The following is a 16,798-nucleotide window of genomic DNA, read 5'->3' on the forward strand; positions in this document are numbered from 1 at the left end:
CGAGTAGAATCGTGCATCTGCTCGAGTTGCAGCTTTTGTTGAGGAGTCAGTGTAATTTTCATGGGTCTTAGCATGATCCTGATTTTATCGAAAATCAAGCACCTTCATTGATCACGGGTATATAACCCTATAAAGATTAGAGTTATATACGATTGGGATATTGAAGGAAATTGACTCAATAACCTGTGTTTCAGTTAATCGAAACATGTCGCAAATTTATTGATGACAGAATCAAGGATTTTTATGAAAAGAGTGATAACACTGTTCGGTTTGGCTTACTTCTCGTGCTCTGTGCTCGCTGTTGAAAAGACAGTCGATTGCGAGAATGCGATGAATACCATAGAGATCAATCACTGTGCTGCAATTGAGTTGGAAACTGCACAAGTGGAACTTGAACAATATCTTGAAGCGAGCTTTGAGCACAACGATTATGATGCTGAGCTGGTGGCGTCAATTAAGAAGGCTCAGGAGAGCTGGCAGGCGTACATGTCGGCTCATTGTAGCTCTGTGTACACCCAATGGCGTGATGGTTCAATACGAGGCCTTATGGCGCTTTCCTGCAAGACAACGTTAACCAAGCAGCGTACGCATGAAGTGTGGGCAAATTTCTTAACCTACATGGACAGCACTCCACCAGTTTTGCCAGAGCCTAAATTAGCGCCGTAGGCAGATTTGAAATGCGTACAGGACTGTGCTCCTGCTTCAACCTTTGGCGTGCTAATAAGAAAGCGATAGGGGATTTTCTTACTCTGTCGTTCTTAGTTCTTAGTCTCTAGTTTGAAGTATTAAAGCTTGAAGCGTTACAGTTTGAAGTATTACCTAGCAAGGATTCGATTTTGAATAATGTCAGCGTCACCCTTGTTCAGCTTGAAGTTGAATATAAAAACAAACAAAAGAACATTGAGTCGGTCTCTGATCTTTTGGAAGCGGAATCGACAGTCGGGGATGTCACTCTGTTACCTGAATTGTTCACTACTGGGTATATTTTTAACGATGCTGAAGAAATTCATGAACTGGCTGAAGACTTCAACGACAGCAGTACTATTGATTCGTTAACTCAGCTTGCAGCGAAGCATCACACCTTGATTGTTGCTGGTATTGCAGAGAAAGATAGCGGCCAATATTACAATAGCGTCGTGGTGGTTGATGGTTCAGGTTTACTTCATAAATACAGAAAAGTCAGTCAAACCAAATTCGACAAACAGTATTTTTCACGTGGGTGTGAGCTCCTTACATTTGAGCTCAAGGGCTTAAAGTTTGGTGTTGCGATTTGCTTTGATATTTGGTTCCCGGAGATCATGAGGGCGTATCAGTCGGTCGACGTTATTCTGCACCCGGCCAACTTTGGCGGTCACCACAGCTTTGCTATTGCTCAAGCGAGAGCTTTAGAAGAGGGGTGTCATGTCGTGACGTGTAATCGCGTTGGGCAGGATGTGGTTGATGCGTTTACCGCGACTTATTGTGGTAGCAGTAGAACCTATTCACCAAAGGGAGATTTAATGCTTCAGCTCAACGACAAGCAATCTGTAGAAACTGTGAGTATTCAAGATCTCTCGATTGCGCCGCAATATAATGGTATTGATGTCGAAGATGAGGTCCAGCAAATAACCGCCCTGTTAAACCGTTAGACCGTTAAATCGTTAGAACAAAGACTAGAGCGACATAAGATCGAAAAGCGCAAAGTGATTAAACCTTGCGCTTTGGTTTGAGAGTGGATTTTTTAAGTTTTATCATTCATTTGAGTCTGGCGCTCAATCGAATTAACCGCTTTCATCCGCTGAGCTTGATGTATGTTGACCGTAAGTCGATTGAGCAGCTTTTGCAGCAGTTCAATATCAGGCAGTTGCTGGTCTTTTGCTTGCACTTCTAGCTCTAATGCCTGCTTAGAAAGCATGTTGAGACCTAAGTTTAACGACATACCTTTAATGGAGTGCAGGGTGCGACATAGTGGCTCTAACTCCTTCGATAAATAGTATTCGATGACTCGATCAACAGACTGTTCGAACTCAATAATGGTTGAATCGATAAGTAAGCTAAATCCTTCCGTGTCGTCTTTAAGTATGCGTATCACTTCTGACTGACTTATCTCTTCTTCTGTTAATCTCAGTGTTTCAATTGGCTTGCGATGAAGTTCGACGATGTTTTTGATGTCACTCGAGCTTTCGGTTTTTATTTGCTTAGGTAATCGATTCGAAAATTGTTGCAGGGCGTCGAAAAAGCTCTCTTGTTGCAGAGGTTTAGTCAGAATATGGTCGACACCGGCTTGAATGAAGTTGTCATGAGCTTCACGGAAAACATCGGCCGTGTAGGCGAATATCAAGGTGTCGAGTTTTAGTTTCTCGCGGATGTACTGAGTGGTCTCGATCCCGTTCATTTCCGGCATGTGATTGTCCATCAAGATCAGATCGTATTGATTGGTTTTGAGGCGTTCAATTGCCAATTTGCCATTCTCCGAAAGATCAACATGATGGCCGAGCTTTTCACAGAAGCCTTGTGCCACGATCGCATTAATACGATTGTCTTCCACCAATAAAATACGCAATGAATCACAAGTCAGGTTTTCTGTATTGATTACTGGTGTGACGATATCCCCTGTTTTTCCTTCTTGCCAAGCGATAGGTAGAGAGACTTGGAATTTTGTGCCAAGCCCAACAGCGCTCGTCAGTGTTATTTCACCATTCATTAGACTGACTAGATTCTTAACGATCGCGAGTCCAAGCCCCGTCCCGCCAAACTTTCTTGTGGTTGAAGTGTCAGCTTGTTCAAACGAATTAAAGATTTGCTCGTGTTTGTCCTTTGGAATGCCAATACCCGTGTCTGTTACCGTGAGAATAAGTTGGTTGTTTGGTCTGTTGAGATCCGCTTGAATGGATACGTGACCTTCTTTAGTAAATTTGGTCGCATTACCGCCCAAGTTGAACATGATCTGACGTAATCTTGCACAGTCTCCGATCAGCTGGATGCTTGTTGGTATATTATTTTCGATTAACAGGCGAATGCCTTTTTCATCGGCCAAGGGTTTAAGCGCGCTACGTACAGGTTGTATTACTTGGACAAAATTAAAGGGTGCAAAGTCTAACTCAAGTTTATTTTCTTCCACTTTCGAGAAATCTAATATGTCGTTGAGTATCGTCATTAAATGATGGCCAGAATCGAGAATGAGATCGATGTTCTCTTTTGTTTCCGGCTCTTGGGTTTGGCTGGCAATGATCTGGGAGATACCAAGTACTCCATTCATTGGCGTTCGAATCTCGTGGCTCATGGTCGACAGAAACTCGCTCTTAGCCTTTACAGCCGCTTCTGCTTTGGTTCTTTCTTCGACTAACTCCTGATTTTTCTCTCGCATTTCGCTGTCATTTTTTACGAGGTTTGTTGTCATTTTTTGAAAGCTTTGTGTGAGGAGAGCCACTTCGTCTTGGCTGTCGTTCTTTGAACCAAGTTCGAGAGTCGCAGCGCCTTGTTTCAAATGGCCAGCGGCAACTTGGTTCGCTGCTTGAAGTAGAGTGTGTAATCTTCGTTTAATTCGCTTGGACGACCACGTAGCGACAAGGAGTGAGATAAACACCGAAAACAGTGTTCCCAGAATGAGTACATAACTGGTTTGATTGGCTGAGCTTTCGGACTTGGCGACTCTGACACTGATAAGTTGTTGTTCAATTTCAATAAATTGAGCAATCTCTTGACGGACCTCATCAATCAGTTTTTTTCCGGTTTGCTGCTGAGTGAGATAGACAACACTTTGCATTTCAGCTTCACCTCTGTTCACGAGGTTGCGCTGCATGATCTCTTTCTCTCCTGATTTTTCTAGCCATGTGTTGTGGATAGCATCAATTCGATTAAGGCGTTCTACTTGAGGTGGGTTGTCACTCACTTGAGTCGCAAGGGTTTGAATTTTTTGAGGCCATACATCAAGTGCCAAGTAGTAGGGTTCTAAAAAAACGAGGTCACCGGAGATCAGATAGCCACGCTGAGCCGTTTCCATGTCTACTGTTAAGCTGAGAAGTTCTTGAGCCCGAGCGATGGCTTTGTGTGTATGAACGACCCAATTATTGTCTTTCACAATATTTCGGGTGTTGTCATGAACAGAAAAAGCAACGATAAGCATCAAAGCGATAGGAATAAAAAAGCTAACCAATAGCTTCTTCTGTAGGGATATGTTGTCAAACCAACCCGCGATCATAAAACAGCGCTCTCCATGTCGATGTCATTTCATTGTTAGTGTAGATGATAATCAGTAGCTAAGTGCGTAAATAGTTGCTAAGCGCGCAAATGCATACGTTGGGGGTGTAAGTCCTGCATATAAAGGGTATTTATGGAGCAAGTAAGAGTCGTAATTATGTGCCAAAGACAAAAAAGCTAGCCCGAATAAGCTAGCTTTCAACTGTATCATGGGCAGGTTGAGCCCTAAATCGCTTTTACGCTGCTTCGCTCTACAAGAGTCGGTTCTAGTTCAACGACTTGCGGGTAGGCGTCTGGCGTTTGTAGTCGGCTTAGCAGGGTATCGACCGCCGCTTTGCCTAAACGGTGCTTTGGCTGGTGGATTGTGCTTAAAGCGGGTGTCATGTACTTAGATAAGTGGATGTCATCGTAGCCAATGATAGACAGGTCATTTGGAATCAATATGCCATCTTGAGCTGCCGCATGAATCACACCCATCGCCATCATGTCGTTACTAACGAACAAGGCCGAAGGCATTTGACCACGAGCTTTCAATGTTTGGTAAGAATCAAAGCCACCATCGCATTCGAAGTTTGATTCAACAATCCACTTAGGGTTGATCTCTAAATTCGCTTCTTCCATTGCTTGTTTATAGCCTTGATAACGAGAAGAGGCTTGGTTGCGATGCAGTGGGCCAGTAATACAGCCAATATCCGAGTGACCATTATCGATCAGGTGTTTGGTTGCCATGTAGCCACCTTGATGCGAGTTGTCTTGGATTTTATCACTTGCGAACAGCATTGGCCCCCAGTCCATTACCACGACAGGTAACTCTGGGTAGCGCTCGAACACATCGATATGTTGACCTTCAAGCGTTGAACACATCAGCATCAAGCCATCAACACGCTTTTGCAGCAAGGTGTCGATCGAGGATTTCATGCGTTCGCTATCGCCTTCTGTATTACACAAGATAAGGTTGTAGCCTTTCTCATAACAACGACGTTCAACACCTTTCACTACTTCACCAAAGAATGGGTTGGTAGAGGTGGTAACCAGCATGCCCAAGGTTTTGGTTTGCTTCATTTTTAAGCTGCGAGCTAATGCAGACGGCGCGTAGTTGAGTTCTTTGGCCGCACTGTTTACACGCTCAGCAATCTCTTCGCTGACAAAACGTGACTTGTTCATCACATGGCTCACGGTAGACGTTGAAACCTTTGCAACCCGAGCGATGTCTTTCATTGTTGCCATATAAAATCCTTGTGGGAATCACTTTTCCACGTTGGGCGATATTCTGCCTGAAAACAGGGGCTTATGCTTGATATTTGTTGTTACCGAATTTGAAGGCTTACATCCGTTAACTACGGTTTAGCTCAAGAGTTAAACCTTCAAATAGGTATCAAGCTAAGCAGACAGTTGCTCTGCCAAAAACGCATCGGTTTCAGCACGGCTTGGAATCGACGTTTGAGCGCCAAAGCGAGTCACTGAAATGGCAGCGGCAGCGTGAGCAAACTTAATCGCGCGTTCTAATGGCATGTCTTCAAGCAAGCCTGTGACTAATGCGCCATTGAAAGTATCACCAGCAGCGGTTGTGTCCGTAGCTTCAACGCGGAAGCCTGCGATTAATTCACCTTCGCTAGCTTCATTACCTTGACCACGATGACTCACCCAAACGCCTTTCGCGCCTAGCGTGATCATTACCGTTTCGATGCCTTTAGCATGCAGAGCCAAAGCTGCCTGATGAGCAGATGCGTTGTCCGTCACGGTAATGCCCGTCAGCACTTCTGCTTCGGTTTCGTTGGGTGTGATCACATCAACACAAGCAAGCAGTGAATCCGATAATGGACGAGCAGGAGCCGGGTTAAGAATCACTTGCGTGCCGCTCTCTTTTGCTACTTTTGCTGCGTATTCAATGCCTTCAATTGGCGTTTCAAGCTGAGTCAGCAGGTACTTAGCACCGCGAATCTTCTCTAGATGCGGTTCGATTTGGTCGCAAGTCAGCTTGTTGTTGGCTTCCGCAGAGAGACAAATGCTGTTTTCGCCCGTTGCTGATACTTGGATCATCGCGATGCCCGTCGGTGTGTTTTCTGCAACGATCACACCGTCGATGTTGATGCCATCTTTGGCGAAGTCTTGACGAATATTGATCCCAAATGGGTCGTCACCAACACAGGCGATAAAGCCAATGTCTGCGTTTAATCTTGCTGCAGCGACCGCTTGGTTTGCGCCTTTGCCGCCAGGGATGACCTGATAGTTACCGCCAATCAAGGTTTCACCCGGACGAGGGAACGAAGGAACTTGCAGTACGTGGTCAGCGTTAACGCTACCTAAAACAATCAGTTGAGTCATGATACGAGCCTTATGATATATCGTATTTGAAAATGCATGGGTCTTTCTCATTACGTAAATTGCTCGCCTTGTTAGACGGCTTATGAGAAACAGCGATGCACTGTCGGAGTTTTACTTTTTGTCTTGAGCCAATGAGCTAATGAGTTAAGCAAAGCAGGGGATAGGGGACCCCTGCTTTATATCGCGTTATCTAGTCACTATTACTTAGCGATGATTTTTAGAGGTACTGGTACGTACTCGTCTACTGTCTCGCCTTTCAGTACTTTGTCTGCCATTTCAACACCTAAAGAACCGATTAGGTCAGGTTGTTGTGCAACCGTTGCGCCAAGTAGGCCACGGTTAACAGCAGCGATGCCGTCTTCAGTGCCATCAAAGCCAACGATCATTACGTCTTTACCTGAAGCTTGAACAGCGCGAAGTGCACCTAGTGCCATTTCATCGTTTTGAGCGAATACTGCTTGTACGTCTGGGTTAGCAGCAAGCAAGTTTTCCATTACGTTCAGGCCTTTAGTACGGTCGAAATCAGCAGGTTGGCTTGCTAGAAGCTCTAGGTCGCTGCCGTTTACTGCGTTCATGAAGCCTTCACCACGTTCACGAGCAGCAGAAGTACCAGCAATACCTTCAAGTTGGATTACTTTTGCTTTCTCGCCTACTTTTTCCATGATGAAGTGACCTGCCATTTCGCCGCCGATTACGTTATCAGAAGCGATGTGGCTCACTACGTCACCACGACTTGCGCCACGGTCTAGCGTTAGTACAGGGATGTTTGAACGGTTAGCAATGCGAATAGCGTTAGACACAGCATCTGAATCTGTAGGGTTAATCAGGATTGCCTTAACACCACGAATGGTTAGATCTTCAATGTTCGAAAGCTCTTTGCTTGGGTCGTTTTGAGAATCAAGAACGATAAGCTTGTAGCCTAGCTCTTCAGCTTTCGCTTCTGCGCCATCTTTCATGGTTACGAAGAATGGGTTGTTCAATGTAGACAGAACGATTGCCATTGTATCTTGCGCCTGTGCAGACACAGATACCGTTGTAGAAAGAAGAGCAGCAGAAATAAGAGTCGCTAATTTTTTCATGGTGTAAGTCCTTTGTGTAGGGTGAGCTAGGAGGTGAGTCCTAGCTCGTAGTTACATTATTTATAGATTCTAATATTTAAAGGTAAAACAGGGTGTTACTTGTATTAACCTAGAGTGTGAATAGGTTTTATTTGTTTTTGTTGTCGACCAATACCGCCAGAAGAATAACCACTGCTTTTGCAATCATCTGGTAGTAAGAAGATACGTCTAATAGGTTTAGGGCGTTGTTTAGGAAGCCGATAATCAGAGCACCAATCAATGTGCCCATGATGCGGCCACGACCGCCGGCTAAGCTTGTTCCACCCAATACTACTGCGGCGATGGCGTCTAGCTCATAACCCATACCTGCGGTAGGCTGAGCTGATGACAAACGAGATGCCACGATGATGCCTGCAACCGCTGCTAACAGACCACAGATTGCGTAAACGCCGATTTTTACTTTGTCTACGTCGATGCCAGACAGGCGAGTTGCTGATTCGTTGCCACCCAGTGCGTAAACGTAGCGACCAAAACGTGTGTGGTTAAGTAGGTACCATACTGCAGCGAATACCACGGCCATGATCCATACTGGAACTGGGATGCCCATTGCGTAGCCTGTACCGAACCAAGCGAACGCGTCTGCTGTGTCAGTAAAGCCAGTCGAGATAGGACGACCATCTGTGTAAACCATGGTTACGCCGCGCAATAGAGTCATTGTTACAAGCGTTGCAATGAAGGCTTGAACCTTACCCTTGGCGATAATCACGCCACTGATCGCACCCAATGCTGCGCCTGCTACTAGAGCGGTTGGCACTGCGATCATCACTGGGATTTCCATGCCAATCATGCTGGCTGCGAAAGCACCACAAAGTGCCAGTACAGAGCCGACACTCAAGTCGATACCCGCGGTTAAGATAACCAGTGTCATACCTACTGCGATAATGGCGTTAATCGAAGTTTGGCGTAGGATATTGAGGATGTTATCGACGGTGAAAAAGTTTGGGTTTAAGAATGAAACGACAACAATCAGGAAGATCAAAGCAATCAATGACTTTTGATCAATCAGCCACTCTTTGCTGATTAACGGTTTTTTCTTTGGAGCTTCAGTTGTTTTGCTCATGGTTTTAGTACTCATGCTGCGTCCTCGTTGATCTTTTTACCGACCGCACACGCCAGTAATAATTCTTGGTTTGCTTCTTTAGCATCAAATTCACCGCTTACACGGCCTTCATGCATCACCATGATGCGGTCACTCATTCCTAACACTTCTGGCATTTCAGACGAGACCAAAATGATGCTCATGCCGTCGGCTTTAAATTTATTAATGAGTTGGTAAATCTCTTTCTTCGCACCGACATCGACACCACGAGTGGGTTCATCGAGAATCAGTACTTTTGGTTTGGTCATCAAGCCTTTAGCGATAGCCACTTTCTGTTGGTTACCACCAGATAGGTTGCCAATTATTTGTTCGCGAGTCGGGGTTTTGATGTTGAAAAGCTTGATGAAGTCATCGACTGCAATCACTTCATCTTTATGTTGGATTTGACCTTTCTTAGTCAGCAGATCCAGTGCACATAACGACATGTTTTCTTTCACTGAAAGTCCTAGCACAAGGCCATCGCCTTTACGGTCTTCAGAGATGTAAGCAATGCCATTGGCCAAGCCATCTTTCGGGCTTACAGGGTTAATGGTTTTGTTTTCTAGGTTGATGACGCCGCGCTCACTTGGAAGGGCACCGTAAATCACTTTCATCAGTTCAGTTCGGCCTGCACCCATAAGGCCAGATACACCCAGGATTTCGCCGCGCTTTATAGTAAAGCTCACGTCATGAACACCAGAACCCGTCAGGCCAATCACTTCAAGACAGGTTTCACCGTGGCTCTGCCCGATACGTGGGTATTGTTCGTCTAGCTTACGGCCAACCATCATTTCGATTAGGCCATCTTCGTCGGTGTCTTTAACTTCACACTGACCAATGAACTTACCGTCACGAAGCACGGTGATGTCATCGCAAACCTCAAAGATCTCTTTCAAGCGGTGAGAGATGTAAACAATGCCGCAGCCTTCAGAACGCAGCTCGTTAATCACCTTAAATAGAGACTCGGTTTCGGTATCGGTAAGCGCATCAGTTGGTTCATCCATAATGATGACCTTAGATTCAAACGATAGGGCTTTTGCGATCTCTACCATTTGTTGCTCACCAAGGCTCAACTGGCCTAAAGGTGTTTTCGAGCTGTGTTTCACGTTAAGGCGTTTAAGTAGCTTGTCGGCTTCTTGGTACATCTCGTTCCACAAGATGCGACCCATGGTGCCCGTGATTTCACGCCCTAAGAAGATGTTCTCGGCGATGGTTAACTCAGGAATTAGGTTCAGTTCTTGGTGAATGATACTAATGCCTGCTTGTTGAGAGTCACGCGGTCCTTTAAATGCAGCCGGTTTTCCTTGGTAAGCGATAGTGCCGCTGTCCAAATGATAGATACCCGTAAGCACTTTCATAAGCGTGGATTTACCTGCACCGTTTTCACCCATTAACGCCATTACGCGTCCTGGGTAAACGTTGAGGCTTGCCTTATCCAGTGCTTTCACACCAGGGAAGGCTTTCTCAATTGAGCTAAGTTCTAAAATGGCTTGAGTCATGTCGGTTCCTTTACTCGGGGCCAGTTGTATTTGGTTGTGTCTATCTTTTTTCAGCAATGACGCTGGACTGTCGTTGCGTTTCGCATGAGCTAAAACGTTACGCCAGCTTGGAAAATAACATTTGCGTATGGTGTGCATTCACCAGTGCGAATCACCGCGCGGCTTTCATGCGTACGCTCTTTGAATTCTTCATGAGTGATGTAAGTAATCGAAAGCGGTTTGCCGCAACGCGCTTCTTCTGTCTTGATCAAATCAATCAGCGCAGCGTGATGGTCTGGGCTTACTTTCGCAAACTCTTCTGCGATTACAACGCCTTCAATTTGAGATTCATCCAGCATGGTTTTTACTGTCTGCTGAAAACTTGGAACACCGTGAGTCAAAGCAAGGTCTATGCGAGTCACATGATCCGGAATCGGCAACCCTGCATCACAAATCGTGATTTCATCTGTATGGCCAAGAGTCGCCACTAGGTAAGAGAGCTCAGAGTTTATTAGGGTACTTTTTTTCATATCACGACCTATCGAAAAATAACGTTTAATGGGTTGAGAACAACTCAAGAAAAGCCATCGAAACGTTTCGATAGTGATAATAGTGTGTGATTTATCATTTGCACGTTTGATTGTTTTAGAGTGTGATAACGATCATCGAAACGTTTCGATGGGGCGTTTTTTGGTGATCGCAATCACTTTCATCGGCAATTAAGAAGGTAAGGCAACGTAACGTTAACTTAAGGCAAAGGGAGCTAAAGTTTATTCACCGGAACATTTTGAACAGATTCTATAGGGGAGGTTTTAAGGGGTGTTTCTATTGCAACATATCCAGCTTCATTGGTATTGGGTATGACGAACAACGTATAGCCATATCGAGGAATCGTAACAATTTTGATGTTAGATGCTCTCAAGCGAACAAAAACATTCCTTAAGCAATAAATGACATTGGTTAGTGCTTGTGTCGGCACCGTTTCGTTTCCCCAACATGCGTTCACGATGTCTTTTCTAGGGATGGGTTGTCCGGCGCTTTTCGACAGTAGACAAAGCACGGAAAACAAGTGGTGACGTAAATAGATCTTGTTCCCCTGTTTGTTAGTGATGTTTCGAGTATCTACATTAAGAGTTAGGTCGCCAAAGTGGATTTCGTTATTCATTGTTTTTCGATCTTTCTCATTCTTCATTGTGGAGGAGTGGGTTGGGATAGCAGATAAAGCGCGCGGATTATGCAAAATAACGTCACTGTTGAAAGTAAGCATGCGTAAGTCTGTACGAATAAAATCTAAAAATGGGATGGTTTGAAAATTGATGGGAGGTTTTTTTAAGAAATAGATGGATTTTATTTGTCGATTATTCAAATGGTTATTTAGCTATAACTGATTGTGTTGTATGAGATTACAAAGTGATTATATATTTATTTATTTTTTTGTTTTCTGTGAGCTTAACCTGCTTGCCAATTCGACGGGGTGTCGGATAACTCTAACAAGATTGTGCAGCATAGGAAGGCGTAACAATCTTGATTTGCATTAAGTAAGGTCAAGCCGTAATGAACAAAAAATTTCTTCTAAGCATCGCAATGATGTCAGTATTTTCAGCAAACAACGTAATGGCAGCGGACAGCGGTTTCTACCTAGGTGGTGCAATCGGTACGTCTGGTGTGGATGACGGTGGCATGTTTGATTCTGTAAATGTACCCGTTAGCTTTGAAGCAGAAGACAACACATATCGTTTGATTGCAGGTTACAAATTTAATCGCATCGTTGCGATTGAAGCGCAATACACGGACTTTGGTGATGTTGTTGCTAAATCACCAGGTCGCAATGATGGTTTCACTTGGACACCTCAAATCTTTTCAGTAACGGCTAATCTTGGTTACACGTTTGATAATGGCGTTCGTCCGTTTGGTACTATCGGTTTATCGACTATTGATCTAGACATGAAGCTTGCAGACGGCTCTCGCCCTTCAGAAAGTGGTTTTGATGATACGGGAGACGGCATCCGTATGGGTGTTGGTGTTGAATATACACCACCTACAATATCTTCTTTGAGCTTTCGTCTAGCGTACGAAGCCGATGCTTTTGACATCGAAGATGACGACAACGGACACAAGACAGAAGAAACCGTTGTTCTGGACTCTTTTTACTTAGGCGCAATGTACACATTCTAAGTTTCACACCTTGCTAAACGGTAAATCGGTTCTAAATGGGGCGTCGGTTGGCTCAACCCGTTTGGCTAAAGTGGAAGGCCGCAGTTTTTGACTGCGGTTTTTTTTCTGTCTGTTACAGCTTGCGTTTTTACAGGTTCGGATTAGGTAAGACGCCTGTTTTAAAGCGAACCTGAATCGGGCAGTTAAGCTTCACGAATATGAGCGGTGACAGCAACGATGGCATGGTCAGTACTGAATTGATCGTGTTCAAAACTAGGATTGATGAGGTGATGATCGACCACTGTGTAATCAGACAATTCCATCAAACTTGAAGAGTTCTGACAATCGAATTCGTTCGACATCAAAATGTAGTCCAGTACAGATCCTGAAGCGCCGTAGTAATGGGTTGGTTTACGCTGTTCAAGCAAGTCTTGTTCATGCAATTGATGATAAATATCCCAGCTGTCTTTTAAGCGGAAGTGGGAAAGCCAATGCTTGCTGTTTTCGTCTCGGTTGATTGAATAACTTAATAGCCCTTTAAACTCATCGTGGAATAATGGTTTATTAAAGTCACCCATCAACACGACTGGCTGATTGGTTTGGTAGCGATGATTGGTGATGTATTGATGCAGCATCTGAGCTTCAAGGCCACGTTGAACACTCGATAACCAAGAGCCAAGTTGTTCTTGGTGGAAGCGAGTGAGCGTGTCACTTTGTGGCTTTGCGCCTTGCTGAGCGTTATCCGAATCGACAGATTCAGTTCTTGGCTCCGTCGGACGCTGTGATTTGAAATGCACAACATAACAGTCGGTTGAACCTAAATGGGGTAACGTAATCGTCGCGTGAACAGGTGTTCGGTTGAATGAGAAGTTGTCACTAAGGTTGAACGCTTTCAGTAACTTCGAATCTGGCGTAACAGGCTGCACGTTTTCAATCGGGTAACGGGAAGCGATACCAACGACAGGTGAGGTATATAGGTAATCATCTTCAACGTGTGCGCTATCGACTACTGCAAAGTAAGGGTAGCCAAGTTCATTCATCAATTGCTCTAAAGACTGCGGACTAAATATCTCTTGGAAGCCAATCACATCGCAATCTAATGAACGAATCGCTTCAGCCATCCAATGTTGCTTCTTCTGCCATTCTTCGAAGCTGTAGATGTTCTCAAAATCATAATAAGCATTCGGTGGCTCGAGATAGTTCAGAAGGTTGAACGTTGCGAATGTTATGTGGTTTGGTTTATTCAAGGTTGAATCCTATTGAAATCACTTCTTTAAGGATATCTAAAATACTGAGATATTGTTTGGGTTTAGTCAGTTATTTTCATTTGATCTAGCGAAGGTTGTCGCTTTCTGCTTGGATTTTCTCTGCTCGATGCTCTTTAGGTGTCGAGTTTAATTTTATCTACGATCAATCGATCGCTTTTTATGGTTTCACAATGAAAAAATATACCTCTCTCGCTCTTGTGCTGTTGAGCGCTTTCTTCTCTACATCGTCATTGAGTCATTCTTTGGATCCTGAGTCTATTGAGCAAATCGAGTCTCGTGTATCAGCGCGCATTGGTGTCGCAGTTTATGATTCCGCGACTGAGCAAACATGGAGTTATAAGGGCGATGAACGTTTTCCAATGATGAGCACCTTTAAAACTTTAGCGTGCGCGAATCTTCTTTATGACCATGAAAATGAAGGGTTATATTTAGAATCTAAGGTTGGGGTTAAATCTGATGAGCTTATTGCTTGGTCTCCGATGACTAAAGCGTTTGTCGGTAAAGAAATCTCACTCACAGGTGCATGTGCTGCAACCATGGAAATGAGCGACAACACGGCCGCTAATATAGTGTTAGCTGGTATTGATGGGCCTAACGGGTTAACAGAGTTTTTGCGTTCAATCGGAGACCGCGAAACGCGTCTTGACCATATCGAACCCGATTTGAATCATGCTCGTCCGGGCGATGAGCGTGACACCACGACACCAAACACTATGGTAAAAACGTTAAACGAATTGGTGTATGGCAACGTGCTATCAGAAGAATCTAAAGCTCAGCTAAAGACTTGGATGATGGATAATAAAGTCTCCGATGGGATGATCCGTTCGATTCTGCCGGATGGTTGGAATATTGCCGATAGGTCTGGAGCGGGCGCTTATGGCTCACGTGCTATCACGGCTATCGTGTGGAGTGAAACTCGCGCTCCGTTAATAATCAGTATCTCTCTTACAGAAACCGAGTTAACCATTCAAGAGCGTGACACTGTGATAAATGAAATTGGTCAACTCATCTTTGATGCGTATCGCGTACAGTAGTTAATACCACGTTCAATAGTTAATACCCACTTCACTATACTTCGCGCTAGTCACTGGTCCAGCTTCGGTGCTAGCGTGTTTTATTCTTTAGACTGAACCGAGTAATTTGTAAATAAACCGTCAGAGATGGAGTGCTGATGGTTTTATTAGTTATTACATGATGTTAGATTTGAACCTATACTTGATTTAACGGCATGCATTCAAAGCCGATTAATTAACTTGAATATCGAATTCATGACATTTGAAGGGAGAGTCAAATGGGAACAGTTTTTCGACGCAAAGCCTCGCAGCGCACTCAGTTTTTCAGGTCTAATTTAAAGTCCTGTGCAGTTATGCTGCCGCTTATTGCTTTACAACCCTCCGTTACTTACGCTTCTGATACCCAATCCACTCCTGCTGTCACCGTTATTGAAACCACACAATTGGTTGGTTTTGGTGAAGCAAAATATCCAGCCGACTTCACTCACTTTGATTACGTTAATCCTGATGCGCCAAAGCAGGGCAAAGTGACCTATGGCAGTATAGGTACCTACGATAGCTTTAATCGATTCGGTTCTCGCGGCGTTGCTGCAAGTTATACCGGAGAGATTTACGATACCTTGATGTTTTCTCCGAGCGACGAGATTGATGCGTACTATCCATTGATTGCTTCAAAGGTTCGCTACGCCAGTGATTTCACTTGGATGGAAATCGACATCAACCCAAATGCTAAATTCCAAGATGGCGAGCCTATTACCGCGCACGATGTTGCCTTCACTTTTGACAAGTTTTCAAAAGAAGGTGTGCCTCAGTATCGTGTGTATTACAAAGAGATTAAGTCAGTAAAAGCGGTCTCTGATTTGGTTGTTCGTATTGAAATGAACAGTCCAAACCGCGAAAAACTGTTTAGCTTTGCGCAAAGCACTCGTGTATTGCCGGAACATTTCTGGAAAGACAGAAAACTGTCTGAGCCTCTAAGCGAGCCACCAGTCGGTAGTGGTCCCTATAAGATCATTAGCTATAAATCTGGGCAAAGTGTGACCTACGGCCTAGATGAAAACTACTGGGCAGCAGACCTACCAGTCAACGTTGGCCGTAATAACTTCAAGCAAGTGCAATACGATTACTATCGCGATGACACCGTAATGCTGGAAGCCTTTAAAGCAGGGGAGTTCGATCTTCGAACCGAGAACTCGGCTAAGTTCTGGGCCAATTCATACACGGGCGCAAACTTCGATAAAGGCTACATCATTAAAGAAGAGATCAACCATGAGAAGCCTGAAACGACTCAAGGTTTTGTCTTCAATATTCAATCTCCTGTGTTCTCTGATCCTAAAGTTCGTGAAGCGTTAACGTACGCGATGGACTTTGAGTGGATGAACAAGAACATGTTTTATGGTCAGTACAAACGGACTCGTAGTTACTTCCAAAACACTGACTATGAAGCGAAAGGCTTACCAAGCGAAGCTGAAGTTGAGTTGTTGTCTCAATACAAAGACCAAATTCCACCGCGAGTGTTTACTGAAGAATTCCAGCCATCAGTCACCGATGGCAGTGGCCGTATTCGTAGCCAAATGCGCACAGCTTTCAAATTGCTGAAAGAAGCGGGTTGGGTGCTGAAAGACAAAGTGATGACCAACGAGAAGACCGGCAAGCCGATGTCGTTTGAGTTGCTGATTTACAGCCCAACCACAGAACGTATCGCAACACCTGTTCAAAAGAACTTGAAGCGCATGGGTATCGAGATGAAGATCCGTACCATCGATACCACCCAGTACATCAAGCGCTTACGTGACCGCGATTTCGATATGGTGTCTTCGTCATTTTCTGCAAACCCTTATCCTAGCCCGAACTTAATGATCGTTTGGAACTCTAACTACATTGATTCTACTTACAATACTGCAGGTGTAATGGATCCGGTGGTTGACGCGTTAACAGAAGAAATTGCGCGTAACCAACAGCATCCTGAAAAGCTGCTTACGTTAGGTCGTTCGCTAGACCGTGTATTGCAGTGGAACTTCTACAATATCCCTCAATGGCACGTTGGTGAATATCGCGTTGCAATGTGGGACAAGTTTGAGCGTCCAGATGTATTACCTAAATACGATTTAGGTATCGATACATGGTGGATTTCAGAAGAGAAGGCGGCTTTGCTTCCTGAAAAACGTCGCTAGGAGTTAGTTAG

At 44.4% G+C, this 16,798-nt stretch carries 14 protein-coding genes; 5 read left to right on the forward strand and 9 right to left on the reverse strand.

Annotated elements, in window-relative coordinates; genetic code table 11:
* Positions 1–243: 243 nt before the first annotated feature.
* Entirely contained in the window at positions 244–666 is a 423-nt protein-coding gene (locus tag H5300_RS10460) for a lysozyme inhibitor LprI family protein (RefSeq protein ID WP_182795940.1), read from the forward strand.
* Positions 667–836: 170 nt separating this feature from the next.
* Positions 837–1,628: a carbon-nitrogen hydrolase family protein gene (locus H5300_RS10465; protein WP_182795941.1), complete on the forward strand. Its 792-nt coding sequence runs from the start codon at positions 837–839 to the stop codon at positions 1,626–1,628.
* A 92-nt stretch (positions 1,629–1,720) separates the two neighbouring features.
* On the opposite strand, the gene H5300_RS10470 is transcribed toward H5300_RS10465, so the two are convergent.
* From H5300_RS10470 to H5300_RS10505, 8 genes are all read right to left on the reverse strand, one after another.
* A complete protein-coding gene (locus H5300_RS10470) occupies positions 1,721–4,180 on the reverse strand; it encodes a CHASE3 domain-containing protein (protein WP_182795942.1) in 2,460 nt (819 codons plus the stop codon).
* A 224-nt stretch (positions 4,181–4,404) separates the two neighbouring features.
* A complete protein-coding gene (locus tag H5300_RS10475; RefSeq protein WP_182795943.1) occupies positions 4,405–5,406 on the reverse strand; it encodes a substrate-binding domain-containing protein in 1,002 nt (333 codons plus the stop codon).
* A 153-nt stretch (positions 5,407–5,559) separates the two neighbouring features.
* A complete protein-coding gene (gene rbsK / locus H5300_RS10480; protein WP_102456392.1) occupies positions 5,560–6,504 on the reverse strand; it encodes a ribokinase in 945 nt (314 codons plus the stop codon).
* A 200-nt stretch (positions 6,505–6,704) separates the two neighbouring features.
* A complete protein-coding gene (gene rbsB / locus H5300_RS10485) occupies positions 6,705–7,583 on the reverse strand; it encodes a ribose ABC transporter substrate-binding protein RbsB (RefSeq protein ID WP_009844904.1) in 879 nt (292 codons plus the stop codon).
* Between the two features lie 127 nt (positions 7,584–7,710).
* On the reverse strand, positions 7,711–8,697 hold the full coding sequence (rbsC, locus tag H5300_RS10490; RefSeq protein ID WP_004730344.1) for a ribose ABC transporter permease: 987 nt from the start codon (positions 8,695–8,697) through the stop codon (positions 7,711–7,713).
* The gene (gene rbsA, locus H5300_RS10495) at positions 8,694–10,199 is read right to left on the reverse strand and encodes a ribose ABC transporter ATP-binding protein RbsA (RefSeq protein WP_182795944.1); all 1,506 of its coding nucleotides are present in this window, start codon (positions 10,197–10,199) and stop codon (positions 8,694–8,696) included. The genes rbsC and rbsA overlap by 4 nt, the downstream gene beginning before the upstream one ends.
* Positions 10,200–10,288: 89 nt before the next feature.
* Positions 10,289–10,708: a D-ribose pyranase gene (gene rbsD / locus H5300_RS10500; RefSeq protein ID WP_029405037.1), complete on the reverse strand. Its 420-nt coding sequence runs from the start codon at positions 10,706–10,708 to the stop codon at positions 10,289–10,291.
* 233 nt (positions 10,709–10,941) lie between these two features.
* Positions 10,942–11,343: a winged helix-turn-helix domain-containing protein gene (locus H5300_RS10505; protein WP_017081200.1), complete on the reverse strand. Its 402-nt coding sequence runs from the start codon at positions 11,341–11,343 to the stop codon at positions 10,942–10,944.
* A 389-nt stretch (positions 11,344–11,732) separates the two neighbouring features.
* Here H5300_RS10505 and H5300_RS10510 point away from each other — a divergent pair, with 389 nt between their 5' ends.
* Positions 11,733–12,353, forward strand: a complete 621-nt coding sequence (locus H5300_RS10510; RefSeq protein ID WP_182795945.1) for a porin family protein — start codon at positions 11,733–11,735, stop codon at positions 12,351–12,353.
* Between the two features lie 182 nt (positions 12,354–12,535).
* On the opposite strand, the gene H5300_RS10515 is transcribed toward H5300_RS10510, so the two are convergent.
* The gene (locus H5300_RS10515) at positions 12,536–13,579 is read right to left on the reverse strand and encodes an endonuclease/exonuclease/phosphatase family protein (RefSeq protein ID WP_182795946.1); all 1,044 of its coding nucleotides are present in this window, start codon (positions 13,577–13,579) and stop codon (positions 12,536–12,538) included.
* A gap of 191 nt (positions 13,580–13,770) precedes the next feature.
* Between H5300_RS10515 and bla the strand changes: the two genes are divergently transcribed.
* Both bla and H5300_RS10525 read left to right on the forward strand, forming a co-directional pair.
* Positions 13,771–14,634, forward strand: a complete 864-nt coding sequence (gene bla, locus H5300_RS10520; RefSeq protein ID WP_102462839.1) for a class A beta-lactamase — start codon at positions 13,771–13,773, stop codon at positions 14,632–14,634.
* Positions 14,635–14,891: 257 nt separating this feature from the next.
* Positions 14,892–16,787, forward strand: a complete 1,896-nt coding sequence (locus H5300_RS10525; RefSeq protein ID WP_108180866.1) for an extracellular solute-binding protein — start codon at positions 14,892–14,894, stop codon at positions 16,785–16,787.
* The last annotated feature ends 11 nt before the right edge of the window (positions 16,788–16,798 follow it).

Source organism: Vibrio sp. SG41-7, assembly GCF_014164465.1.
Classification (GTDB): Bacteria; Pseudomonadota; Gammaproteobacteria; order Enterobacterales; family Vibrionaceae; genus Vibrio; species Vibrio splendidus.